The sequence below is a fragment of the Streptomyces sp. R41 genome, from assembly GCF_041053055.1.
GTDB lineage: Bacteria > Actinomycetota > Actinomycetes > Streptomycetales > Streptomycetaceae > Streptomyces.
In genome coordinates this window covers 8,608,342-8,632,508 of record NZ_CP163443.1, presented here as the reverse complement: position 1 = coordinate 8,632,508, position 24,167 = coordinate 8,608,342, and the positions used below count along the sequence as shown (strand labels likewise).

Annotated in this window: 21 protein-coding genes and 2 pseudogenes; 13 read left to right on the top strand and 10 right to left on the bottom strand. The window is 70.9% G+C overall.

From position 1 onward, the window contains the following. Positions 1-26 precede the first annotated feature (26 nt). The 4 genes from AB5J53_RS39190 to AB5J53_RS39175 form a co-directional block, all read right to left on the bottom strand. Complete coding sequence (locus AB5J53_RS39190; protein WP_369250352.1) at positions 27-1,076, bottom strand: substrate-binding domain-containing protein; 1,050 nt, start codon at positions 1,074-1,076, stop codon at positions 27-29. A 20-nt stretch (positions 1,077-1,096) separates the two neighbouring features. Beyond that, on the bottom strand, positions 1,097-2,116 hold the full coding sequence (locus tag AB5J53_RS39185) for an ABC transporter permease (protein ID WP_369250351.1): 1,020 nt from the start codon (positions 2,114-2,116) through the stop codon (positions 1,097-1,099). Then, a complete protein-coding gene (locus AB5J53_RS39180) occupies positions 2,113-3,672 on the bottom strand; it encodes a sugar ABC transporter ATP-binding protein (RefSeq protein WP_369250350.1) in 1,560 nt (519 codons plus the stop codon). The genes AB5J53_RS39185 and AB5J53_RS39180 overlap by 4 nt, the downstream gene beginning before the upstream one ends. 129 nt (positions 3,673-3,801) lie before the next feature. After that, a complete protein-coding gene (locus AB5J53_RS39175; RefSeq protein WP_369252733.1) occupies positions 3,802-4,983 on the bottom strand; it encodes an ROK family protein in 1,182 nt (393 codons plus the stop codon). Positions 4,984-5,206: 223 nt separating this feature from the next. On the opposite strand from AB5J53_RS39175, the gene AB5J53_RS39170 reads away from it, so the two are divergent. After that, a complete protein-coding gene (locus AB5J53_RS39170; RefSeq protein ID WP_369250349.1) occupies positions 5,207-6,568 on the top strand; it encodes a low temperature requirement protein A in 1,362 nt (453 codons plus the stop codon). 4 nt (positions 6,569-6,572) lie between these two features. Here AB5J53_RS39170 and AB5J53_RS39165 read toward each other — a convergent pair whose 3' ends face one another. The 3 genes from AB5J53_RS39165 to AB5J53_RS39155 form a co-directional block, all read right to left on the bottom strand. Further along, on the bottom strand, positions 6,573-7,250 hold the full coding sequence (locus AB5J53_RS39165) for a GntR family transcriptional regulator (protein ID WP_369250348.1): 678 nt from the start codon (positions 7,248-7,250) through the stop codon (positions 6,573-6,575). 170 nt (positions 7,251-7,420) lie between these two features. Continuing rightward, complete coding sequence (locus AB5J53_RS39160; RefSeq protein ID WP_369250347.1) at positions 7,421-8,359, bottom strand: beta-ketoacyl-ACP synthase III; 939 nt, start codon at positions 8,357-8,359, stop codon at positions 7,421-7,423. A 293-nt stretch (positions 8,360-8,652) separates the two neighbouring features. Beyond that, on the bottom strand, positions 8,653-9,981 hold the full coding sequence (locus tag AB5J53_RS39155; protein WP_369250346.1) for an OFA family MFS transporter: 1,329 nt from the start codon (positions 9,979-9,981) through the stop codon (positions 8,653-8,655). A gap of 314 nt (positions 9,982-10,295) precedes the next feature. On the opposite strand from AB5J53_RS39155, the gene AB5J53_RS39150 reads away from it, so the two are divergent. The 4 genes and pseudogenes from AB5J53_RS39150 (at position 10,296) to fdhD (ending at position 12,554) form a co-directional block, all read left to right on the top strand. After that, positions 10,296-11,267, top strand: coding sequence for a 2-dehydropantoate 2-reductase (locus tag AB5J53_RS39150; protein ID WP_369250345.1), 972 nt, complete (start codon positions 10,296-10,298; stop codon positions 11,265-11,267). Positions 11,268-11,312: 45 nt separating this feature from the next. Beyond that, positions 11,313-11,516: pseudogene (locus tag AB5J53_RS39145) on the top strand (formate dehydrogenase); the annotation flags it as partial. Positions 11,517-11,542: 26 nt separating this feature from the next. Continuing rightward, positions 11,543-11,683 (top strand): annotated as a pseudogene (locus AB5J53_RS39140) (Fe-S-binding domain-containing protein); the annotation flags it as partial. Between the two features lie 7 nt (positions 11,684-11,690). Beyond that, positions 11,691-12,554 (top strand): formate dehydrogenase accessory sulfurtransferase FdhD, encoded by an 864-nt coding sequence (gene fdhD, locus AB5J53_RS39135; RefSeq protein ID WP_369250344.1) that lies wholly within the window; start codon positions 11,691-11,693, stop codon positions 12,552-12,554. Positions 12,555-12,690: 136 nt separating this feature from the next. Here the strand turns inward: fdhD and AB5J53_RS39130 are convergent, their stop codons facing one another. Further along, positions 12,691-13,134: a MarR family winged helix-turn-helix transcriptional regulator gene (locus AB5J53_RS39130; RefSeq protein WP_369250343.1), complete on the bottom strand. Its 444-nt coding sequence runs from the start codon at positions 13,132-13,134 to the stop codon at positions 12,691-12,693. Between the two features lie 98 nt (positions 13,135-13,232). On the opposite strand from AB5J53_RS39130, the gene AB5J53_RS39125 reads away from it, so the two are divergent. The 5 genes from AB5J53_RS39125 (at position 13,233) to AB5J53_RS39105 (ending at position 18,765) form a co-directional block, all read left to right on the top strand. Next, positions 13,233-14,150 carry a zinc-binding alcohol dehydrogenase family protein gene (locus tag AB5J53_RS39125; protein ID WP_369250342.1) on the top strand — a complete coding sequence of 306 codons (918 nt, stop codon included), beginning with the start codon at positions 13,233-13,235 and terminating at the stop codon, positions 14,148-14,150. A gap of 320 nt (positions 14,151-14,470) precedes the next feature. Further along, positions 14,471-14,743, top strand: coding sequence for a hypothetical protein (locus AB5J53_RS39120; RefSeq protein WP_369250341.1), 273 nt, complete (start codon positions 14,471-14,473; stop codon positions 14,741-14,743). After that, positions 14,740-15,477 (top strand): collagen-like protein, encoded by a 738-nt coding sequence (locus AB5J53_RS39115; RefSeq protein WP_369250340.1) that lies wholly within the window; start codon positions 14,740-14,742, stop codon positions 15,475-15,477. The genes AB5J53_RS39120 and AB5J53_RS39115 overlap by 4 nt, the downstream gene beginning before the upstream one ends. 131 nt (positions 15,478-15,608) lie before the next feature. Then, on the top strand, positions 15,609-17,516 hold the full coding sequence (locus AB5J53_RS39110) for an exo-alpha-sialidase (protein ID WP_369250339.1): 1,908 nt from the start codon (positions 15,609-15,611) through the stop codon (positions 17,514-17,516). 10 nt (positions 17,517-17,526) lie between these two features. Then, positions 17,527-18,765 (top strand): DUF4185 domain-containing protein, encoded by a 1,239-nt coding sequence (locus AB5J53_RS39105; RefSeq protein ID WP_369250338.1) that lies wholly within the window; start codon positions 17,527-17,529, stop codon positions 18,763-18,765. On the opposite strand, the gene AB5J53_RS39100 is transcribed toward AB5J53_RS39105, so the two are convergent. After that, positions 18,698-19,747, bottom strand: coding sequence for a bile acid:sodium symporter family protein (locus tag AB5J53_RS39100; protein WP_369250337.1), 1,050 nt, complete (start codon positions 19,745-19,747; stop codon positions 18,698-18,700). The two genes, AB5J53_RS39105 and AB5J53_RS39100, sit on opposite strands and share 68 nt — an antisense overlap. A 136-nt stretch (positions 19,748-19,883) precedes the next feature. On the opposite strand from AB5J53_RS39100, the gene AB5J53_RS39095 reads away from it, so the two are divergent. Both AB5J53_RS39095 and AB5J53_RS39090 read left to right on the top strand, forming a co-directional pair. Continuing rightward, positions 19,884-20,750 (top strand): LysR substrate-binding domain-containing protein, encoded by an 867-nt coding sequence (locus AB5J53_RS39095; RefSeq protein ID WP_369250336.1) that lies wholly within the window; start codon positions 19,884-19,886, stop codon positions 20,748-20,750. Between the two features lie 78 nt (positions 20,751-20,828). Next, positions 20,829-21,362, top strand: a complete 534-nt coding sequence (locus tag AB5J53_RS39090; RefSeq protein ID WP_369250335.1) for a GNAT family N-acetyltransferase — start codon at positions 20,829-20,831, stop codon at positions 21,360-21,362. A gap of 53 nt (positions 21,363-21,415) precedes the next feature. On the opposite strand, the gene AB5J53_RS39085 is transcribed toward AB5J53_RS39090, so the two are convergent. Then, a complete protein-coding gene (locus AB5J53_RS39085) occupies positions 21,416-22,396 on the bottom strand; it encodes an Lrp/AsnC family transcriptional regulator (RefSeq protein WP_369250334.1) in 981 nt (326 codons plus the stop codon). A gap of 112 nt (positions 22,397-22,508) precedes the next feature. On the opposite strand from AB5J53_RS39085, the gene AB5J53_RS39080 reads away from it, so the two are divergent. Next, positions 22,509-23,993, top strand: a complete 1,485-nt coding sequence (locus AB5J53_RS39080) for an MFS transporter (protein WP_369250333.1) — start codon at positions 22,509-22,511, stop codon at positions 23,991-23,993. The last annotated feature ends 174 nt before the right edge of the window (positions 23,994-24,167 follow it).

Sequence of the window (24,167 nt, the reverse complement as noted above, 5' to 3'; positions counted from 1 at the left end):
CGGACAGGCCCCGGGGGCAGGGCGCATCACTTGAAGCCGGTGGCCATGTACTGCTGGACGTTGTCCTTGTCGACGACGGCCGAGTAGAGGGTGAGGGACGCCGGGATCTCGAACTCGGCGAGGCCGCCGATGCCCTTGCCCTGGCCGAGCGCGCGGGCGAGGTCGATCGCGGACGCGGCCATGGTCGGCGGATACAGGACGGTGGCCTTGAGGACGCTGTTGTCGGCGTCGATGGCCTGGAACGCGGAGAGGGCGCCGGCGCCGCCGACCATCAGGAAGTCGTCGCGCCCGGCCTGCTTGATCGCACGCAGCGCGCCCACGCCCTGGTCGTCGTCGTGGTTCCACAGTGCGTCGAACTTCGACTGCGCCTGCAGGAGTTGGGCCATCTTGGCCTGCCCGGACTCCACAGTGAACTCGGCGGCCTGGCGGGCGACCTTCTTGATGTTCGGGTAGTTCTTCAGAGCCGCGTCGAAGCCCTGGGTGCGCTGCTTGGTGAGCTCCAGGTTGTCGAGCCCGGCGAGTTCGATGACGCGGGCGTTCTTCTTGCCCTTGAGCTTTTCGCCGATGTAGTGGCCGGCGCTGAGGCCCATGCCGTAGTTGTCACCGCCGATCCAACAGCGGTAGGCCTGAGGTGAGTTGAAGATCCGGTCCAGGTTGACCACGGGGATGCCCGCGCGCATCGCCTTGAGACCGACCTGGGTGAGCGCCGCGCCGTCGGCGGGCAGCACGACCAGGACGTCGACCTTCTTGTTGATCAGTGTCTCGATCTGGCCGATCTGCGCGGCTGTGTCGTTGGAGCCCTCGGTGATCTCCAGGGTGACGTCCGAGTACTTCTTGGCCCGGTTCTTGGCGTTGTCGTTGATGGCGTTGAGCCAGCCGTGGTCGGCCTGCGGGCCGGCGAAGCCGATGGTGACGTGCTTGCCGGGCTTGTCGTCGGCGGCCGGCTGGCTGTTCGCGGCCGTCTTCTCGTCCTTGGTGTCGTTGCTGGTGCAGCCGACGAGGAGGGCACCGGCCGAGACGGCGGCGGTCCCGAAGAGCAGCCCTCTACGGCTCGTGAGGCTCGTGGGTTCTGGCATGGCGGTGGACCCTTCCCGTGTCAGGTCGTGCTTGCTGTGCGCCGCTGGACCAGGACCGCGGCGACGATGATCGCGCCCTTGGCGATCTGCTGGACGTCGCTCTGGAGGTTGTTCAGCGCGAAGATGTTGGTGATCGTCGTGAAGATCAGGACACCGAGCACCGAGCCGGTGATGGTGCCGCGGCCCCCGCTGAGCAGGGTGCCGCCGATGATCGCGGCCGCGATGGCGTCGAGTTCGTACAGGTTGCCGTTGGTGTTCTGGCCAGAGCCGGACAGGATGATCAGCAGGAAGGCCGCGATGCCGCAGCACAGTCCGGAGAGCAGATAGAGGTACAGCCGCTGGCGTCGTACGTCGATGCCGGCGAGCCGTGCCGCCTCCGCGTTGCCGCCGACGGCGACCGTACGCCGCCCGAAAGTCGTGCGGTTGAGGATCAGCCAGCCCATGACCGTGACGACGGCGAAGACGAGCACCAGGGGCGGTATGCCGAGCACGTACGAGTCGCGCTCGCCGAGTTTCAGGATCCCGTCGATGCTGACGATCTGCGTCTTGCCGTCCGTGATCTGCAGGGCCAGGCCGCGGGCCGAGGCGAGCATGGCGAGCGTCGCGATGAAGGGGACCATCCCGCCGTACGCGATGAGCAGTCCGTTGACCAGGCCGCAGCCCAGGCCGACGAGCACCGCGGTGAACAGGACTCCCGCGAAGCCGTACTCCTGTGTGGCGACGGTGGTCGCCCACACCGAGGAGAGAGCGACGATCGCGCCGACCGACAGGTCGATGCCGCCGGAAGTGATGACGAAGGTCATGCCGACGGTGACGACGCCGATCACCGAGGCCTGGGTGAGGACGAGTTGGAGGTTGCGGGTGTCGAGGAACTCGTCGGGCTTGGTGATGCCGCCGATGACGATCAGGGCGGCGAGCACCCCGAGGAGCGAGAGGGTGCGGACGTCGGCGCGGGCCGCGAGCGTCCGCCACGGGGCGTGTTCCTTGAACGGTGACACCTTGGGGGTGTCATCCCTGGGCGGAGATACGTGCTGCGTCACGACGCCGGGCTCCCTTCACTGGCCACCGGGCTTCCTTCACCGGCCACGGGGCTTCCTTCCATGACGAGGTCGAGTACGCGGTGTTCGTCGAGTTCCTGGGCGGGCGCCGTGTGGACGACGCGCCCCTCGCGGAGCACCAGGACGCGGTCGGCGAGCCCGAGCACCTCGGGCACTTCGCTGGAGACAAGCAGCACGGCGAGCCCTTCGTCGGCGAGCCGGCGGATGACCGCGTACAGCTCGGCGCGGGCGCCGACGTCGACTCCGCGGGTCGGTTCGTCGAGGAGCAGGACGCGGCAGCCGCGCAGCAGCCAGCGCGCCAGGACGGCCTTCTGCTGGTTGCCGCCGGACAGCGTCCGGATGGGCACCGACGGGTTGTCGGGGCGCAGGGACAGCTCGCGGGTCGCCGCCCGCGCCGCGCCGCGTTCGGCACTCCGGTCGATCCAACCTCCGTGCGCGAAGCGGGACATGGAGGAGACCGACACATTGCGGGTGACGGACTCCAGCATCAGCAGGGCCTGCGCTTTGCGCTCCTCCGGGGCGAGCCCGAGACCGGCCCGGACGGCGGAGCGTACGCTGCCGGGCCGCAACAACCGCCCGTCCACACTCACTTGACCTGCCGTCGGCTTCCGGGCCCCGTAGATCGTCTCCAGGATCTCGGAGCGTCCGGAGCCGACGAGCCCGGCCAGGCCGACGATCTCGCCGGGGCGCAGATCGAGGTCGAGCGGCGCGAACTCCCCCGCCCGGGCCAGACCTTGGACTTTGAGCACGGGCTCACCGGGTGGCCGTGACCGGGGCCGCTCCGGGAAGACGTACTCGACATTGCGCCCCGTCATCAGCGCCACGACCTCGCGCGTCGGCGTGGACTTCGCGGGCAGCCCACCGGCCACCGCACGCCCGTCCTTCAGCACGGTGACGCGGTCGCCGATCCGGCGGATCTCCTCTAGGCGGTGCGAGATGTAGACGACGGCGACGCCGTCCGCGGTCAGATCGCCCACGATGCGGAAGAGATTGTCGACCTCGTCGGGGTCGAGGGCCGCGGACGGCTCGTCCATGACGATCAGGCGTACGTCGTGGGAGAGCGCCCGGGCCATCGAGACGATCTGCTGCTGGGCCGCCGACAGCTCCCCGACGAGCCGCGCCGGGTCGATCTCCGGATGTCCAAGTCGCTTGAGAAGGGTGGCAGTTGATGATCGCGCCGCCTTTCCCCGTACGACGAAACCGGCGGCCGTGGGTTCATGTCCGAGGTGGACGTTCTCGGCCACCGACAGGCCCTCCACCAGGTCGAGTTCCTGGTAGATGGTGGCGATGCCGAGGCGCATGGCGGCGATCGGCGACCTGAGGGTGACGTGTTCGCCACGCCAGCCGATGGTGCCCTCGTCGGGCTGGTGGGCGCCGGCCAGGACCTTGATGAGCGTGGACTTTCCGGCGCCGTTCTGGCCGAGCAGGCAGTGCACTTCGCCGGCCTGGACGTCGAGGTCGACGCCGTCGAGGGCCCGGACACCGGGGAACGACTTGGTAATGCCGGACATGGTGAGCAGCGGTGGTTCTGGTGCCATGACGGTTCCCCTTGGCGGGCGTGCGGGCCGGTTTCAGGGCAGGGCGCTTACAGGGCAAGCGATTTCAGGGCGTGGCAGAGCAGGGCGTTGTGCAGATGAGGTGACGTGAGGCCTCGCGGACCTCAGGCCTTACGCGGGTGAGAACAGGTGGTCACTGATCAGCCGGGCCCCGCCGATCACGCCGGCGGTCGGGCCCAACTCCCCCAGAACGATGGGCAGGTTGCCGGTCGCCAGCGGCAGCGACTGGCGGTAGACCTGGGTGCGGATCGCGGCGAGCAGCGTATGGCCGAGGCCGGTGACACCGCCGCCGATCACCACCAGGCCGGGGTTGAAGAACGACACGAGTCCGGCGATGACCTGACCCGTACGGTTGCCGCCCTCGCGGATCAGATCGAGCGCGGTGGCATCGCCCGCCGCGGCCGCGGCTGCGACGTCGACGGCGCTCAGGGAGCCGTTCGTCTCCAGACGCGTGGCGAGTTCCGCCGAGCGGCCCTGCTGGGCCGCCTCCATGGCGTCATGCGCCAGCGCGGCGCCGCTGAAGTGGGCCTCCAAGCAGCCCCGGTTGCCGCAGGCGCACGGACGTCCGTCGGGCACGGCCTGGATGTGCCCGATGTCGCCCGCGCTGCCCGTCGTACCGCGGTAGACCTCACCGCCGACGACGATGCCGCAGCCGATGCCCGTGCCGATCTTGACGCAGAGGAAGTCGCCCACGGAGCGGGCGACGCCCGCGTGCTGCTCCCCCATGGCCATCAGGTTCACGTCGTTGTCGACCATGACCGGACAGCCGAGTTCCTGGCTGAGCGCCTCGCGCACCGGGAAGCCGTCCCAGCCGGGCATGATCGGCGGGGCGACCGGGACGCCCTCGGGGAAACGGACGGGCCCCGGTACGCCGATTCCGGCGCCGTCGAACCCTTCCGCGAGCCCCGAAGCCCTCAACTTGGCGGCCATGGACAGGACTTGTTCGAATACGGCGACCGGACCCTCGCGTACGTCCATGGGCTGGTTGATGTGCCCCAGGACTTCCAGTTCCGCGTTGGTGACGGCCACGTCGATCGAGGTGGCGCCGATGTCGACGCCGAGGAAGCGCAGGGCCGGCGCGAGCCGGATGTTGTGGGAGCGGCGGCCGCCACGGGATGCGGCGAGTCCGTCGGCCACCACGAGCCCGGTCTCCAGCAGCCGGTCCACCTCGACGGCCAGCTTCGACCGCGAGAGGTCGATCTGATCGCCCAGCTGGGCCCGGGAGTTGGGGCCACCGTCACGCAACAGGCGCAGCAGCCGCGCCTGGTGCGCGTTAGCGGGTCGTGCCGTCATACGTCTCACGAGCCCCTCCCCGCCTCAATCGGCCTGCGTCCGTCAAGTTCCGGCCACTTCACCGGTCTTGCTTTCGAGGGGAACGTAGCAGCGGCTGCCGGGAGTGGGAAGAAGTCGCGCACGAATTCGTGTCAACTTTCTCCACTCACAGGACAAAGCGAGGTCTGCACACCACGAGGGAGCCGCATACGATCTGAGCAGCGATCGTTTTCGGGGGGAACGCATGAGCACGGCAGAGGACGAGGCGGGGCACGCGGCAGTGGGCGAGGCCGGACGCACAGCCGCAGACGCGGCAGGACACACGACCGCGCACGAGACCGGATACACAGCCGCAGACGCGGCAAGACACACGGTCTTGGGCGAGGCAGGGCGCACAGCCGCAGACGCGGCAGGACACACGGCCTTGGGCGAGGCAGGGCGCAGAGTCAGCACCCTTGAGCTCTTCTTCGACCTGGTCTTCGTCTTCACGCTCACCCAGCTCACCGTGCTGCTCACCGCCGACCTGTCGTTCGCGACGGCGGCGCGCGTCGCGCTGATCTTCGTGGTGCTGTTCTGGATGTACGGCGCGTACGCGTATCTCACCAACCAGGTGCCGCCCGACCGGCCTTCGCGACGGATCCTGCTGATGCTGGGCATGGGCGCCTTCCTGGTGTGCGCCCTCGCCATCCCGCGCGCCTTCGACGACGGCGGAGTCGTCTTCGGCCTCGGCTTCCTGGCCGTCGTGCTCGTGCACAGCGCGCTCTACACCAGGAGCCACGGCCGCGATGTCATCTGGTACGCGGTGCCGAACTCCCTGGCCGCGGTGTCCGTCACCGCGGCCGGGCTGTACGACGGACTCGCCGCCGACGGACTGTGGCTGTTCGCGCTGGTGCTGCAGTTCGTGACGCCGTTCCTGGCGGAGCACGGTCCGCGGCGCCGGGACGGGCGTGAAGCCGCCTTTCTGCGCGCGCAGTTGGGCGGTCTCGACCCGGCGCACTTCGTGGAGCGGCACGGGCTGCTGCTGATCGTCGCGTTCGGCGAGTCGGTCATCGCGATCGGTATCGGCGTCGGCGATCTGCCGCTGACGGTAGGCCTGTTCGGCGGAGCCTTCCTCGCTCTCGCGCTGGCGATCGCGCTGTGGTGGACGTACTTCGTGCGCGACGAGCACGGTGCGGAGGCCGTGTTCTCTGCGACCCCGCCGGACCGGCGCTGGCGCCTGGCGATGAACGCGTACTACTACGCCTTCCTGCCCATGCTCCTCGGCATCGCCTTTCTCGCGGCGGGCGTGAAGAAGTCCCTCGGGCATCTCACCGAGCATCTGCACACCGGCCCGGCCCTCGCGCTCGCCGGCGGGGTCGCTCTCTTCCTCGCCGGTGACGTGGCGTTCCGCGCCGTGCTGCGGCTGTTCCCGGTGAGCTTCCGCGCGGCCGCGGTGCCCGTCACCCTGGCCACCGCGCTGCTCGGGATCAACCTGTCGGCGGTCGTCGAACTCCTCGCGCTGGTGGGCGTGTTGGTGGCCATGCTCGGGGCAGAGGCGCGATGGTCACCGTGCCGGGCCGGCGCGGAGTCTCCGGAGAGCCCCGATTCCCCGGCGGCCGTCGCCTGATCCGCTACTTCTCCCGCTCGTGGTACATCTTCCGCGTGTGTTCCGTGTGGGCGCGCATGACCGCCGTGGCGCGCTGCTCGTCACGGTCCGCGATCGCCGCGATCAGCTCACGGTGCTCGATCCAGGACTGGTGGCCGCGCTGCCGGGCGACCGGCGTGTAGTACCAGCGGACCCGCCGGTCGACCTGCGCGGCCAGCTCGGCGAGGACCGTGTTGCCCGCGAGCTCCATGACCTTCGCGTGGAGCCGGGCGTTCATCGCGACCGCGCCGTCCACGTCATCGGCGGCCACCGCACGCTCACCCTCCTCGCACAGCTCCTCGAGCGCGGTGATCGCATCGGTACCCGCGTTGGCGGCGGCGAGCCGGGCGGCCTCGGCCTCCAGGAGCGTACGGACCGTGAGAAGCTGGTCCGCCTCCTCCTCGGTCGGTTCGTGCACGAACGCGCCCTGGGCGGGCCGCAGATCGACCCAGCCCTCGGTGCTGAGACGCTGCAGTGCCTCGCGCACGGGCTGCCGGGACACCCCGAGGTGCCCGGCGAGTTCGCTCTCGACGAGGTGCTGGCCGGGCTGGAGGGCGCGGGTGGTGATGAGTTCGAGCAGCGCCTCGTAGACGCGGTCGCGCAGCGGGCCGGGCCTTTCGAGCTTGGGCACCGCACCCTGCGGCAGTCCTGTCGTCGACAACATCAGGGTCCCTCCTGGGCAGCGCCGTCGCTGCAATATGAAAGCCAATTATGAATTGTCTTTCGCCTACAGTCTACGGCGCACAAACGCCAGGAGACACAGGAGTTGGGCTCGTCGCACCGGGGCGTGCGAGGGGGCGTACCAGGAGGCTTGCAGGGGAGCGTACGAGCAGTTCACGGGCAGCGGACGACCTGTCCCGCGTACGACAGATTCCCGCCGAAGCCGAAGAGCAGGACGGGGTCGCCCGTGGAGATCTCCCCGCGCTCCACGAGCTTGGAGAAGGCCAGCGGAATGCTCGCGGCGGACGTGTTCCCGGAGTCGGTGACATCCCGCGCCACGACGGCGTTGACCGCGCCGATCTTCACGGCGAGGGGCTCGATGATGCGCAGGTTCGCCTGGTGCAGGACGACCGCGGCGAGGTCCTCGGGGGCGAGCCCGGCGCGCTCACAGGCCTTGCGGGCGATGGGCGGGAGCTGGGTGGTGGCCCAGCGGTAGACGCTCTGCCCCTCCTGGGCGAACCGCGCGGGGGTGCCCTCGATCCGGACGGCATGCCCCATCTCGGGCACCGAGCCCCACAGCACCGGCCCGATCCCCGCGTTGTCGGAGGCTTCGACCACCGCGGCCCCCGCCCCGTCGCCGACGAGCACGCAGGTCGTACGGTCGCTCCAGTCCGTCACGTCGGACATCTTGTCGGCGCCGATGACCAGCGCCCGGGTCGCGGCGCCCGCGCGGACGGCGTGGTCGGCGGTGGCCAGCGCGTGCGTGAAGCCCGCGCAGACGACGTTGACGTCCATGGCGGCCGGTGACGGGATGCCGAGGCGGGCGGCGACCCGGGCGGCCATGTTCGGGGAGCGGTCGACGGCCGTGGACGTGGCGACCAGGACGAGGTCGATGTCGCCCGGGGTCAGGCCCGCCGCCGCGAGCGCCTTGGCGGCGGCGTGCGCGGCCAGCTCGTCGACCGGCTCGTCGGGCCCGGCGATGTGGCGCGTGCGGATGCCCACCCGGCTCCTGATCCACTCGTCGCTGGTGTCGACCAGGCCCGCCAGATCCTCGTTGGTGAGTACCTTGGCGGGCTGGTAGTGGCCGACGGCGGCGATCCGTGAGCCGTTCATGAGTGGTCCCCCTCGTTGCCTTGGGTAGCGGGATCCACCAGTCTGATCAGTGACTCACGGGTACGACGGCAGGTGATGCCACAGGAATGGGACGCCAGGCTTGTCGGCTTCTGTCAGACCTTCGGACGCCCGAACACCTTCCGCACGCGCGCCCAGGCCGGGGGCCGCGAGATTCCGCACCCGCGCCGGGTCCTCACCCCGTGAACAGCTGCTTGGCCTTCAATACCAGTTCGTAGAGGCCGTAGCACAGGGGCGCGCCCACCCACAGCCAGGCGAACGCGATCAATCCCCGCCTACTGGGCGGACTGCTCTCGCTGGACATCGACTGCCTCCCTCGGTGCGGGAATGTGGTGCCGGACATGGACGGGTCGGACCAGCTCGTTGGCGACGAAGCCGACCGCGAGCAGGCCGATCATGATCAGGAACGAGAGGCCGTAGAGGGACGAGCCGTGCCTGCCCGCCGCCTCCTGGTGGTCGGCGATCCAGTTGACGATCAGCGGACCGAGGACGCCCGCCGTGGACCACGCGGTGAGCAGCCGGCCGTGGATCGCACCGACCTGGTAACTGCCGAAGAGGTCCTTCAGGTACGCCGGGATCGTCGCGAAGCCACCGCCGTAGAACGAGAGGATCACCAGCGCGCAGATGATGAAGAGCGGCTTCGAGGAGTCCCCGAACCAGGCGATCAGCGCGTACATCAGCGCGCCCACCCCGAGATAGACCCGGTAGATGTTCTTGCGGCCGATCAGGTCGGACGTCGAGGACCAGCCGATACGGCCCGCCATGTTGGCCGCGGACAGCAGGGCGACGAATCCGGCGGCCGCGGAGACGGACACCGGCGTGGACGTGTCCGCGAAGAAGTCGGTGATCATCGGGGCGGCCTTCTCCAGGATGCCGATGCCCGCGGTCACGTTCATGCAGAGCACGACCCACAGGCACCAGAACTGCGGGGTGCGCACGGCGTTCCCGGCCGAGACCTGCACACCGTCGAGCGCGCTCGGCCCGGACGCGACCGGCTTCTCACCCCGCGGCACCCGCACCAGCAGTACACCGAGCGACATGAAGACGGCGTACGTCAGCCCATGCACGAGGAAGGCGACCGCGATGCCGGAGGAGTCGGAACCGAACGACTTCAGCATCTGCGTGGACCACGGCGAGGCAATCAGCGCTCCGCCGCCGAAGCCCATGATCGCGATACCGGTGGCCATGCCGGGCCTGTCCGGGAACCACTTGATCAGGGTCGAGACGGGTGAGATGTAGCCGATGCCGAGGCCGATCCCGCCGACGAAGCCGTAGCCGAACACGATCAGCCAGTACTGCTCGGTGGCGGCGCCGAGAGAGGCGATCAGGAAGCCGGAGGAGAAACAGACGAGGGCGACGGTCATCGCCCAGCGCGGTCCGTTGCGCTCGACGAGCGTGCCGCCGAACGCCGCCGACAGACCGAGCATGACGATGCCGAGCTGGAAGGGCAGCGCGCTCTGGGTTCCGCTGAGGCCGAGCGCGGATTCGAGCGGCGGCTTGAAGACACTCCAGGCGTAGGCCTGGCCGATGGAGAGGTGGACCGACAGAGCGGCCGGCGGGACGAGCCAGCGGCTCCAGCCGGGCGGTGCGACAGGGGGGCTCATGATCCCGAACGATAGGAAGCGGTTGCCCGATGGGGAAGCCGCGAGGCGCAAACTCGTCGACCGTATGCGATGAGCGGTACGCCTGGCGCGACGAACGGTCGGCGGGGCGGGGTGAACGGTCCGCAGCGACGAACGGTCGGCGAGGCGGGGCGAACAGCCCCGTGAATGCCGCGCGAAAGGCCATTGGTGCCGCACGAAAGGCGGTTCGAGTGCCGTCTCGCCCCTTGCTGCCACCCCTTCCATCCTGTAGACAATATTTCGTCGACACAGTTCGGCAGTTCCTCGGTACCCTCGACCGAACGGAGCGCCACACAGTGAAAGTCGCAGTTCTCGGCGCCGGTGCGATCGGCGCCTACGTCGGCGCCGCGCTGCACCGCGCAGGCGCCGACGTGCACCTCGTCGCCCGTGGACCGCATCTGGCGGCCATGAGGCAGCACGGAGTCAGAGTCCTCAGCCCGCGCGGAGACTTCACCGCGCGCGCCCACGCCACCGACGACCCGGCCGAGATCGGTCCGGTCGACTACGTCTTCCTCGGTCTGAAGGCCAACTCGTACGCGGCGTGCGGGCCGCTGATCGAGCCGTTGCTGCACGACACCACGGCGGTCATCGCCGCCCAGAACGGCATTCCCTGGTGGTACTTCCACCAGCACGGCGGCCCGCACGACGGCCACCGCGTCGAGAGCGTGGACCCGGACGGCGCGGTCAGTGCGGTGCTCGCGCCCGAACGGGCCATCGGGTGCGTGGTCTATGCCGCTACCGAGCTGGAAGGACCGGGAGTCGTACGCCATCTCGAAGGCACCCGGTTCTCCATCGGCGAGCCCGACCGCTCCCTCTCCGTGCGCTGTCAGGCGTTCAGCGAGGCCATGCAGGCGGGCGGACTCAAGTGTCCGGTCGAGCAGGACCTGCGCAACGACATCTGGCTCAAACTGCTGGGCAACATCTCCTTCAACCCCATCAGCGCGCTGGCCCGCGCGACGATGCGGCAGATGTGCCTGCACGGCGGCACGCGCAAGGTCATCGAGATCATGATGACCGAGACGCTCGCCGTCGCGGAGGCCCTCGGCTGCAAGGTGGGCGTCTCCATCGAGCGGCGCCTTGCCGGCGCCGAGCGCGTGGGCGACCACCGCACCTCCACGCTCCAGGACCTGGAGCGCGGCAAACCGCTCGAACTCGACGTGCTGCTCGCGGCCGTCGTGGAGCTGGCGGAGATCACCGGGGTTCCGGTGCCGACGCTCCGTACCGTCCACGCCATCTCGGATCTGCTCGCGCTGCGGACCGCGGCATGAGCAGACCCGACCCGAAGGCCTACGCCCGGCCCACCCAGTCGCTGCTCGCGGAGTGGCTCGGTGGTGCCGCCGGTGTGGGTGAACGCCGGCCCGAGCTGCGGCCCGGGCCGGCGTTCAGAGCCATGGGCTTTCCGGACGAGGTGGACACCCGACCGGCGGACGATCGAGGCGAACTGCCCGATCGCGTGGACGGCGGAGTTCAAGGCCACGGCGGCCCGGATCGAGAAGCTGCCCGTCGCGGCGGTGCGGATCTGCAGGTCCATGTCCGGCGCCGCGGAGTGGGCCGCGACCTCACCCTGCACGTGCAGGACAATGAGGTCGCGAAGGTCACCTCGCCGCACGACGACCCGGTGACCCACGCCAACCTCCGCAGCAAGGGCCGATTCGGCCACCAGCACGTAAAGAACCGGGGCTGATCAGGACATGGGACGAGTCACGGAACGACGCAAGGTGATCCGTATCCGGGACGGGGCCGTGAGCACCCGCCCGGACACGCTCGTCGCCGAGGAACCACTGGAAATCCGCCTCAACGGCAAACCCCTCGCCATCACCATGCGCACTCCGGGCGACGACTTCGCGCTCGCGGCGGGCTTTCTGGTCAGCGAGGGGGTGCTGGGCAGGGCCGACGAGCTGCAGAACATCGTGTACTGCGCGGGTGCCACCGTGGACGGCTCCAACACGTACAACGTCGTCGACGTGCGGACGGCGCCGGGCGTCGTCATCCCCGACATCACGCTCGAACGCAACGTGTACACGACGTCCTCCTGCGGCCTGTGCGGCAAGGCGAGCCTGGACTCGGTCCGTACGACGGCCCGCTGGACGATCGACGACACGGCGGGCGACACCACTCCCCCGGTGCGGCTGGAACCCGAGCTGCTCGCGAGCCTCCCCGACCGGCTGCGGGCGGCCCAGCGGGTCTTCGACCGGACCGGGGGCCTGCACGCGGCGGCGCTGTTCACCGAGGAGGGCGAGCTGGTCGACATACGGGAGGACGTGGGCCGGCACAACGCGGTCGACAAGCTGGTCGGCCGCGCCCTGCAGAACGGCACACTCCCGCTCTCCCGCACGGTCCTGCTGGTCTCGGGGCGGGCCTCCTTCGAGCTGGCACAGAAGGCGGTGATGGCGGGCATCCCGGTGCTCGCTGCGGTCTCGGCCCCGTCGTCCCTGGCGGTCGACCTGGCCGCGGAGACGGGCCTGACCCTGGTCGGCTTCCTGCGCGGCGCCTCCATGAACGTGTACGCGGGCGAGCACCGCATCGCCCTGCGGGCCACGGCCACCCAGGGCTGACCGGCTCCCCCGCGACACGGCGGCGGGGCCCCGAACGGCGGGGAGCGCCCCCTGCGCCGGAGGGGCCCCGCCTCGGCCCGGCCTCTTCCAGCCGGGCCGCGGCTCAGCCGGGCCCCGCCTCAGGCTCCGCCGCCCTTCAGCCCGCCGGCGGCTCCGTGCCGGAAATCCGTGTCAACAAGCCCATGAACAGCTCCCGCTCGGCCGCCGAGAGCGGCGCCAGCAGGGTGTCGTTCGCGTCGCGGGCCGCCGTTTCGCAGCGCTCCAGCAGGCGGGCACCTTCCTCGGTGAGGGACACCGCGTTCTTGCGGCGGTCCTTCGGATCCGGCTCGCGGACGACCAGACGGGCGGACTGAAGGTCGTTGAGAATCCCGACCAGGTCCTTGGGGTCGAGCTGAATGGAGCGGCCGAGCTCGGCCTGGGCGACGGGGCCGAGATCGCCGACGGCGGAGAGCACCACGTGGTGCCACATCTTGACGCCCTCGGCGGCCAGGGCCTCGGCGACCAGCGTGCGGCCCCGGGCGGCGGCCCGGCCGAGCAGCCAGCTGGGGAGGGCACGGATCGCGGGCAGGGGAGCGGACATGCCGCCAGGGTAGCGAATAACCGTTGGACACCCCAATGAATCTCCGGATATCGTTGGGACTCCCAACGACTTCACCTGCTTTCGACTGTGGAGGTGCGATGCGTCGCGTCCGGTACGAGCACACTGGCGGCCCACTGCTCCTGGAGGACGTTCCCGTACCCACCGCCGCCCCCGGCGAACTGCTCGTCCGCACCGAGGCGATCGGTGTGACCCTCCCCGTCGTACGCAAGGTGACCGAGGCGGCCGGGCCGATCGCGCTCGGCGGCGAGATCGCCGGGGAGGTCGTCGCCGTCGGTGAGGGCGTCACCCGCTTCAGGGCGGGCGACCGCGTCACCGGGCTCTGCTTCGGGCACGGGTACGCCGACTACGCGCCACTGCTCGAAGCCATGGCCACGCCCATCCCCGAGAGCGCGAGCGCCGTCGACGCGGTCGCCCTCGTCCGCAGCGGCCTGGTCGCGCTCGGCGTCCTGGAAGCGGCGCGCCCCGCACCCGGCGAGTCCGCGCTCGTCACGGCGGCGGCCGGCGGTGTCGGGCACCTCGCCGTCCAGCTCGCCCGTCTGCGCGGCGCGTCGCGTGTCGTGGGCGCGGTGTCCGCTCCCGGGAAAGCGGAGTTCGTCCGCGGTCTCGGCGCCGACGAGGTGATCACGTACGACAGCGCCGACTGGGGCACCCCCGTCGACTACGCCCTCGACGCGGTCGGCGGCGACCTGCTCACCCCGGCCGTCGCCGCGCTCGCCCCGGGCGGGCGGCTGGTCGCGTACAGCTCGGGCGGCGGGAGCGTCCAGGCGTACGACCTTCTGGTGGGCGCCAAGTCGGTGATCGGTTTCCAGATGGCACGGATCGCCCGGGGGGAGCCGGAGTTGTACGAGCGGTGGCGGCAGGAGCTCTGGCGGCTGTTCACGGACCGCGCGCTGAAGCCCGCCGTGCACGGGGAGTTCGCGCTGGAGGATGCCGCGAAGGCGCACGAGGCGATCGAGTCTCGGAGCAACTTCGGCAAGGTGGTGCTGCGCCCCTGACCGATGGACGGCACGGTGGCACGCGGCCGGCCGACCGATCGCGCGGCGGCTCCGCAGCCGGCCGACCGACGGCAGGGTGGCACCGCGGCGGGGTCGACCGACGGCACGGTGGCACCGCGGCGGGGTCGACCAACGGCAGGGTGGCACTGCGCCAATTGCCGATCGATGGCAAGGCCGAACTGCAGCCATGACGCTCCGTCACCACCCGTCCGGGGTGCCGCACGCCGTCCGCACATCCCCGCGCGCCCGGGCTCGTTACTCCTGGCGAGTTCCATCGGGCCACGTCCGCGCGGCCCGTCGTCCAGGTAGGAGGCAGTTACTTGGATGCCGGCACCACCCTGCTCGGCTCGTTATTGGCCTGCACGGGCGTGCTGGGCGCGGCCGTCGTGGCGTATTTGGGGAAGCGGGGCGAGAACGCCCTGAACGGTTTCTCCAGTCTCACCGACAAGCTGCAGTCCGAGCGCGACCGCCTCGAACGCCAGGTCGCCGAACGCGACTCGCGCATCAACGAGTTGTCCTCGCTGCACGCGGCGGACCAGTCGGAGATCGCCCGGCTGCGCCTCGACATCCACCGCCTCGGAGGTGCGCCGTGAACGGGTTCCAGCGGCTGCTCGCCCTGCGCTGGCGCAGCATCTTCCTCGTCTGCGTGCTGATCGCGCTCTCCGGCGTCGCGGTGATCCTGTGGGCGCGCATCGACGCCGGGGACCGCAGGGCCGAGGAACTGCGCTCGGAGGCGGACCGGCGCGGCAAGGCGCTCTCCACGCTGGCGGACGACGTGCGCGCGCTGCGCGCCCAGGTGGAGGCCGGCGGCGGTACCCCTGCGGCCCCGGACCCCTCCGAGGCCGTGGACAACCTGATCGACCGGGTGCGCGTGCCCGCAGGATCGCCCGGGGCTCCCGGCGCGAAGGGCGAGCGGGGTGCGGGCGGGAAAACGGGTGCCACCGGCGAGCGCGGGCCGCGGGGTGAGTCCGGTCCCCCGGGACTGTCCGGCTCGCCCGGCCCCTCGGGAGCGCCGGGTGCGGACGGCTCCCCGGGCCCGGCGGGGCCGCCCGGCCCCCGGGGCGAGCAGGGCTACCAGGGCCAACCAGGGTCCTCCGGCGTGTCGGGCGTGAAGGGCGACAAGGGAGACAAGGGAGATCCCGGTCCGGCCGGCCCCCAGGGTGACCCCGGACCCACCTGTCCGGACGGCTACACCCTCCAGGCGCCGGCGAACGACCCCGACGCCCTGGTCTGCCGCAGGAGTGGAGCGGCCCCGGCGTCAACTCCCCAGCCCGCGGCCATACTTCCGATGCTGCCGCCGCCACGGCGCCGACGGGATCTGGCGTGAACACGACCGGTGCACGCTTCTTGTGGGGTGCCTGAGAGCCCAAGTAGCGTCTGTGACGCGAACGTTGGACGTGGGATGTTGGATGTCCAGAGTATCCGGATTGCCCAGACGCATGAAGGGCAGGTCGCACCATGCCGTCAAGTCTCCGCGCACGCCCGAGATCCACTCCTCAGACACGTCTCAGATCCACCCTCACCGCCGTCCTCACCGCCGTTCTCACCACCGCCGCACTGCTCGCGCTGCCGGGCCCTGCAGGGGCCGAACAGACCTCCACCACAGGCGAGTTCGAGCAGCAGGTACTCTTCAAGGCCTCCCAGGATCCCGGCTACGCCTGCTTCCGTATCCCGGCCGTGGTGAAGACGACCGACGGCACGCTGCTGGCGTTCGCCGAAGGACGCGTCCTCAACTGCGGTGACGCGGCCGACATCGACATCGTGGTCAAGCGCTCCACCGACGGCGGGCGCACCTGGGGCCCCCTCCAGGTCGTCAACGACGGCGGCGGCGACACGCACGGCAACCCCGCGCCCATCGTGGACCGGGAGACGGGCCGCATCCTGCTGGCCGAGACGTACAACACGGGCCGTACGGACAGCGCGAGTTGCTCCGTGCCCTGCGACCGCACCCCGCACCTGCAGTACAGCGACGACGACGGCCTCACCTGGTCGCAGCCGCGCGACCTGAGCGACGAGATCCTTCCGGCCAACTGGAATTCCTGGTACGCCACCGGGCCCGTGCACGGCATCCAGCTGACCCGGGGCCGGCACGCGGGACGGCTCGTCTTCGGCGTCAACACCGAGACGTGGAACGGCAGTCGGGTCACCGCCAACAACGCCGCGCTCATCACCAGTGACGACGGCGGCGAGCACTGGGACATCGGCGCGAGCGACTCGTGGCCGATCGCCGACGACGGCACCTTCCGCCAGAAGCCGTCCGAGATGGCGCTCACCGAACGCACCGACGGCTCCGTCCTCGTCAGCGGGCGCGAGCAGGACGGTACGGACCTCGGCCACCGCACCCAGGCCGTCAGCCGCGACGGCGGCGTCAGCTTCGTGACCCCCTTCCGCGACATCCCGGACCTCTACGCGCCCCAGGTCCAGGGCTCCACCCTGCGCCTCGGCGACCGGATCCTGCTGTCCTGCCCCGGCGACCCGGACCGCCGCCGGACGATGATGATCCGCTCCTCGTACGACGGCGGGCGCACCTGGGACAGCGTGGACCGCGGCACGGTCGTCACCACGGACTGGTCCGGGTACTCGGACATGGTCCGCGTCGACGGCGACACCGTGGGTCTGATGTATGAGGGCGGCGCGGTCGACGCACGCGACGAGATCCGCTTCGCCCGGTTCACCGAGGACTGGCTCAAGCCACGCCGTGGCCCGGACCCGACGACGGCCGACCTCGCTCCGGGCACCAAGCGGGCCGCGGTCCTCGGCGGCGCCCAGGAGACGGAGGGCGTGTTCGGCGGCGCGCTCGCCTTCGACGGCACCGACGACGCCGTACGACTGCCGTATCAGGACCGACTGCCGCTCGGGACGAAGGACTTCACGGCGTCCTTGTGGTTCCGCTACACCGCCACCACCGGTGAGCAGCCGCTGCTGTGGATGGGCGGGATCGGGACGACGCAACCGCAGGTGTGGCTGCGCGGCGAGCCCGCGTCCAACCGGATCACCGGACTGATCACCACCAGGAACGGCGCGTCTGCCCCGACGTCCGCGTCCGTCCGCTCCACGGGCGCGTACAACGACGGCCAATGGCACCATCTGGCGCTGCGCCGCGGCGGCGGGCAGCTCACGCTGTTCGTCGACGGTACGACGGTCAGTACCGCCGACGTGCCCGGATCGGTCAGCCGCGACTCGCCGTTCGGGGTGCACATCGGCCAACGGATGGACAGCCGGGCGTTCTTCACCGGTGCGATCGACGACGTACGGGTCTTCGACCGGGCGTTGAGCGACGACGAGCTGGCGGCGGCGCCCTCGCAGAGGATGACTCGGGACACCGTGCTGTGGCTGCCCATGGACCATGTGAGCGCAGACCACTAACGTCCCGTCCGTGCCCGACGACGCACGAGCACGACGGCAGAACGGGACCGGGCTGGGCATTCTGCTGGCCCTGGTCTGCGCGGCCGTGCTGCTCACCGCCCTCCCGGACCACGACCGGGAGGGCGGCGGCGCATGCACGGCTCGTACGCTCAGGTCCTGGACCTCGGACGCGAAACTCACGGGCGAGTTCGCCCGGTACGGGGACGACGCCGGCCGCACCGACGACTGGACCGGCGGCGACGGCACCCACTCGGTGCGGCTGCCGGACGGGCGGGTGCTGTGGCTGTTCTCCGACACCTATCTGGGCCTGGTGCACGGGCCGCCGAACCCGGTCGGAGAGTCGTACGCCTGGCGCGACACGAGCGCGCCTCTCGTGCGCAATTCGGCCGTCGTGATGTCCCGCGAGGGCCGTCTGCAAACCACACTTCCCGCGCCCCTGTTCCCGGACCCGGGGCCGCAGCAGTGGCGCTGGCCGGTCGCGGCACGCGTCGAGCCCCGCTCCCCCGGCTCCTCGGAGAAGGTCGTACGCGTCCTGCTGTGGACCCGTACGACGGGCCAGGCCCCGTGGATCTACGGCGTACCCACCGCCACCGAGGTCGCCACGCTCTCACTGCCGGACCTGCGCCTCGAAGGCATCACGACGGTCCTGGACCAGCGTTCGGTGGCGGACGCCTCACAGCGGGTGCTGTTCGGCACCTCGGCGGTCGACGCGGGCGACTGGACGTACGTCTTCGGCGGTGACGACGGGCAGGCCGCCGCGCGCCCCGCCTCGAAGGCGTACGTGGCGCGCGTGCCGCGCGGCAGGCTCGCCGAGCCGGGGGCCTGGGAGTACTGGAACGGCTCGGGATGGGCGGTGCGGGCGCGTCCGGCGCCGGTGCTCGGGGACGGACGGCTCACGGGCGTGGGCAGCACGTTCACGGTGGTGCGCGACGGCGGTACGTATGTGCTGTTCACGATGGCGGCTGGTACGGCGGGCCTGACGACGATCACCTCGTACTGGGCGTGCTCGCCGACCGGCCCCTGGCACGGGCCCACCCGGAGCTTCAGCCCGTCGCTGCCCGAGGGCGACGTCGCGGCGTACAACCCGCAGGCGCACCCTGAGCTGAGCGACGGGGACGGGATCGTGCTCAGCTACGACGTCAACTGGCTGGACGCGACGGGCGCCGCGGCGCAGGCGAACCTCAGCCGGAACGTGTCCCTGTACCGACCGAGATTCGTGACTCTGCGACTGGCGGGACCGGGGTCGTAGCCGTCTCGGCGGCCTCGGGGTCACGGGCGCGGCGCTTGGCGATCACCGCGCACACCATGAGCTGCATCTGGTGGAAGAGCATCAGCGGCAGCACGGCGAGCGAGGCGTGCGCGCCGAACAGCACGCTGGCCATGGGGAGCCCGGAGGCGAGGGACTTCTTCGACCCGGCGAACTGGATCGCGATCCGGTCCTCCCGGTTGAAGCGCAGGGCCTTCGCGCCGTACCAGGTGAGCGCGAGCATCACGGCGAGCATCGCGGCCTCGACGACCAGGAGTCCGGCCAGCCTGACCGGGCTCACCTGGTGCCAGATGCCCTTCACCATGCCCTCGCTGAAGGCCGTGTAGACGACGAGCAGGATCGAGCCTCGGTCGACGTATCCGAGGACCTTCTTGTGCCGCGTGATGAACCCGCCGATCCAGCGGCGCAGCACCTGCCCCGCCATGAAGGGCACCAGCAACTGCAGCACGATCTTGACGAGCGCGTCCGCGGAGAATCCGCCGCCGCTGTTGCCCAGCAGGGACGCCGCGAGCAGCGGGGTGATCACGATGCCCGCGAGCGAGGAGAAGGAGCCCGCGCAGATCGCGGCGGGCACATTGCCCCGCGCTATGGAGGTGAACGCGATCGACGACTGGATGGTCGAGGGGACGAGCGTGAGGAAGAGGAGGCCGGTGTAGAGGTTGTGCGTCAGGAAGACCGGCTCGAGGCCGCGCGCGGCGAGGCCGAGCAGCGGGAAGATCACGAAGGTGCAGGCCAGGACCGTGCCGTGGAGCCGCCAGTGCCTGAGCCCCTCGACCGCCTCGCGGGTGGACAGGCGCGCCCCGTAGAGGAAGAACAGGAAGGCGATCGCGGCCGTGGACGCGCCCGAGGCGACGTCGGCGCCCGTACCCCGCGCCGGGAAGAGGGCCGCGAGGCCCACCGTCCCGAGCAACAGCAGGATGTACGGGTCGATCGGCATCCAACTCGGCCACTGCAGGCGTTTCAACGGTGCTCCACTGCTCGGTTCTGTGCGTCGTCGTACGAGGTCGGGTCGTGCCCTCTCCATCGTCCTCCTCCGACCCGCAATCGGGAATCCGTCATACCGCTCTGACTGTCATTGCGAATCGCGATAACGTGAAACCATGTACGACCCGTCGCAGCTGCGTACCTTCCTGGCGGTGGCCCAAACCCTGAGCTTCACCCGGGCCGCGCGGCGCCTCGGGCTGCGTCAGTCCACGGTCAGCCAGCACGTACGCCGTCTCGAGGACACCGCCGGGCGTCAGCTGTTCGCCCGGGACACGCACTCCGTGGAGCTCACGGAGGACGGCGAGGCGATGCTCGGCTTCGCGCGCCGGATCCTGGAGGTGCAGGAGCAGGCGACGGCGTTCTTCACCGGGACGCGGCTGCGCGGCCGGTTGCGCTTCGGCGCGTCAGAGGACTTCGTCCTCACCCGGCTGCCGGAGATCCTGGAGGGCTTCCGGTACGACCATCCCGAGGTGGACCTGGAGCTGACGGTCGAGCTGTCCGGCACGCTCCACGAGCAGCTCGCGGCGGGCAGGCTCGACCTGGTGCTGGCGAAGCGGCGGCCCGAGGACCCGCGCGGCGAGCTCGTCTGGCACGACCGCCTGGTGTGGATCGGTGCGGAACGCCTGCGCCTCGACCCTGACCGCCCGGTGCCCCTGATCGTCTACCCTCCCCCGGGCATCACCCGCGCCCTCGCCCTCGAAGCCCTGGAACGCCAGGGCCGGCCGTGGCGCATCGCCTGCACCAGCGGCAGCCTCAACGGCCTCATCGCCGCCGCCCGCGCGGGCCTGGGCGTGATGGCCCACTCACGGGGACTCGTCCCGCCGGGGCTGGTCCGGGTACCGGAGCGGGCGGGACTGCCGGAACTCGGCGAGGTCGACTTCGTCCTGGTGCACGGGCGGCGCCGGACGTCCGCGCAGGAGGCGGCGGACGCGCTGGCGGCGGCGATCCTGAGTGGCGGGGTCCGGTTGCACGGGAGATCGTGATGCCTCGACACCAGGCAGCGGGAGGCTGACGCCCGGTGCGGTGAGCGCTGGTAGGAAGCAGAAGGGCAGGATGGGGCCATGAGCGAGATCCGCACCCCCCGTCTTCTCCTGCGCCGCTGGCTGGATGACGACCTTGTCCCCCTGTCCGAGATCCACGCCGATCCCGAGGTGATGCGCTGGGTCGGCGACGGTACGCCGCGCTCCTTGGAAGAGACCGCCGAGGACATCGAGGCGTGGGAGGAGGAGTGGGACGAGGAGGGCTTCGGGATCTTCGCCGTCGAGCTCCTCGGATCCGGTGAGCTGGCCGGAGCGGTGGGCCTGTACGTTCCGGACTCACCGCCCGACGTCGCGGGTCAGGTGGCGATCGCCTGGCGGCTCGGGCGGCCGTTCTGGGGGCAGGGGTACGCGTCGGAGGCGGCGCAGGCCACGCTCGAGTTCGCTCTTCAGGACCGCGGTCTCGACCGGGTCGTCGCCGTATGCCGGACGAGCGACACCGCGTCCGCGAACGTGCTGGACAAACTCGGAATGCGGGCGGAGAGCACGGCGCGGGACGCGGAGACGGGGCACGATCTGCGGGTGTACGGGATCGACCTCACGGAGTACCAGGCCTAGGCCCTCCCGAACGTTCCGCCGGCAGCTGCGCGAGCGCGCCGGCGCACCGGCGCCTAGCGTGCCGGCCTCGCGTAGGTGAGCTGCTTGACCCTGCGCAGGAACGGCGTCGTCTCGACGTACTGCACGCCTTCGAGGCGGCCGAGCCCCTCGCTCAGGTAGGCGTAGAGGCCCGCCGTGTCGCGCGCTACGGCGGTCACGACGACGTTGGAGGGGCCCGCTGTCGCGGAGGCGAAGGCGATCTCGTCGTGGGTGGCGAGAGCCTGGCCGACGGAGTGGAGCGCGGCGGGGGCGGCCGTGATCCACAGGCAGGCGGCGAGGGGGTAGCCGAGGATCTCGGAGTGGTACTCGACGTCGATGTACACGGCGCCGGAGGCGATCAGCCCGGCCAGCCGGCGTTTGACGGCGGACTCCGAGCGGCCGGTGGCCCGTTGGAGCTCGGGGTAGGTGGCGCGTCCGTCGCGTTCGAGGGCGGCGACCAGCGGCTCGTCCTCGGGGTCGATCCGGGCGGGGCCGGTGATGCCCGGCGGCTCGGGGCGCAGCGCGGCGATCTGATCGTCCGTCAGCACGGTGAACTTGCCGAGCCAGCCGTTGGGTCCGCCGAAGAAGCGGTGCAGCAGCTGGTGGGCGCGGATCTCCATGATGCTCGGGGTGCGCGGAAGCTTGCCGAGCAGCAGTTCGTCGTGGTCGTCGGGGCTACGGGGGCGCGTCATGCAGACCACCTCGGTACCGCCCGATGCGAGCCCGATCCAGGCGGTGTCGGGGCGCTTGGCCAGCGCGTCCGCGATCGCCTCCGCGTTGTCGGGCGCGCAGCGCAGCCGCAGCATCCAGTGGTCCTGGCCGAGCGCTTGGGCGTCGCGGACGGCGACGACGCGGAGCCCGCCCTCGGCGCACAGCCTGCGGTAGCGCCGCGCGATCGTCTGGTCGGAGACGCCCAGCACCTCCGCGATCCGGCTGAAGGGCGCCCGGCCGTCCACCTCCAGTGCCGCCAACAGCTGCAGATCGAGTTTGTCGAAGGTGTGGGATTCCATCTCCATAAGGCCTGTCCTTGTCGGATTCCGTCGATCGGACCTCGGTAACCGCCGCGATCATCCGGCACGACCTCATCGTACGGAGGCATACGCATCCGTGGCACAAGGAGTTGAGGACATGCGTACATGGGGGCCGCTCACGGCGGTGTGCCTGGGGACTTTCATGTTGTTGCTGGACGTGACGATCGGGGTCGTCGCGCTGCCGGACATGGCGCGGGCGCTGCACGCGTCACTGGGTGATCTGCAGTGGGTGATCGACGGGTACGCGCTCGCTCTCGCCGCACTGCTGCTGGCAGTCGGGGCCGCGGCCGACATCCTCGGCCGCCGCCGGGTGCATGTGGCGGGCGTCGCGCTCTTCGCGGTGGCGTCGCTGCTGTGCGGGCTGGCGTCCGGGCCCGGGATGCTGGTGGCCGCGCGCGCACTGCAAGGCGTGGGCGCGGCGGCGATGTTCGCGACGACGCTGCCGCTGCTCGGCTCCGTCTACCAGGGGCGACAGCGATCGGCGGCGCTCGGGGTGTGGGGTGCGGTCAGCGGGAGCGCGGCCGCGGTCGGGCCGGTGCTTGGCGGGCTGCTCACCGAGGGGCCCGGCTGGCGGTGGATCTTCTTCGTGAACCTGCCGGTGAGCGTGGCGTCGGTGTGGCTGACGCTGAAGGTCGTGCCCGAGTCGCGAGGTCCACGCGGCATGCGCATCGACTGGGCGGGCACGGCGGCGTTCGCGTGCTTCGCGGGGGCGACGACGTACGGGGTGGTGCGGGCCGGGTCCGACGGCTGGACGTCGGCGGTCACGACGGGCTCGTTCGCGCTCGCGGCGCTCTCGCTGGTCGCGTTCGTGCTCGTCGAGCGTCGGGCGGCCCATCCGCTGCTCGATCTGTCGCTGCTGCGCAAGCCCGCTTTCGTGGGCGTGATGGTGGGCGCGCTCGCCTTCAACGGGGCAGCGTTCGGTGTCATCCCGTATCTGTCGACCTGGATGCAGACGGTGCTGGGCATGAGCCCGGTGCGCGGTGGGCTCACCCTGCTGCCGATGACGGGCGCCTCGGTGGTGGTCGCGATCCTGGCAGGGAAGCTGCTGCACGGGGTTCCGGCGCGGCTGACGATAGGCGGCGGGCTGCTGCTGATCGGCTCGGGCGCCCTGTGCCAGGCCGTACTGGACGCGGGTGCGAGCTGGACGGTGCTGGTGCCGGGCCTGGTATTGGTGGGAATCGGCACAGGGTTCGTCTCCCCCGCCATCGCCGGCGCGGCGCTCGCAGCGGTACCGCCGGAGCGGGCGGGCATGGCGGGCGGCGCGGTCAACACGGTCCGCCAGCTCGGGTACGCGCTCGGAGTGGCCGTCTTCGGCACGGTGCTGACCTCCCGTATGCAGGACACGCTGTCGCACGACGCGGCGCACACGCTGGCGGGCGGCGGCGCCGGGGCGCTGCGGGGCGCACTGTCCGAGCACACGCTGCGGGCCGCCTTCGCGTCGGGGCTCAACACGGCGTCGGTGGCCGCGGGTGTGACGGGGATGGTCGCCGGCGCGCTGGTACTGATGTTGGTGCGGACACCGCGTCCTGCGGCGAGCGAGGCCGTGGCACCGGCCGAGACGGTGACGGCGTCTCGCCGGTGACGCCACGAGGCGTGCCGAGCCGGTCCCGGGTCCATCCGGGACCGGCTCGGCACCCTTCGCACAGGACCTTCCGGGGCCGCAGGGAGCCCGGAAGCAGATGCTCCACGTCCGGTATCCGGGGGCCCGCGCACTGTCATCGGGTCGTACAGATTCCGTGGAGATTACGGGCCGGAA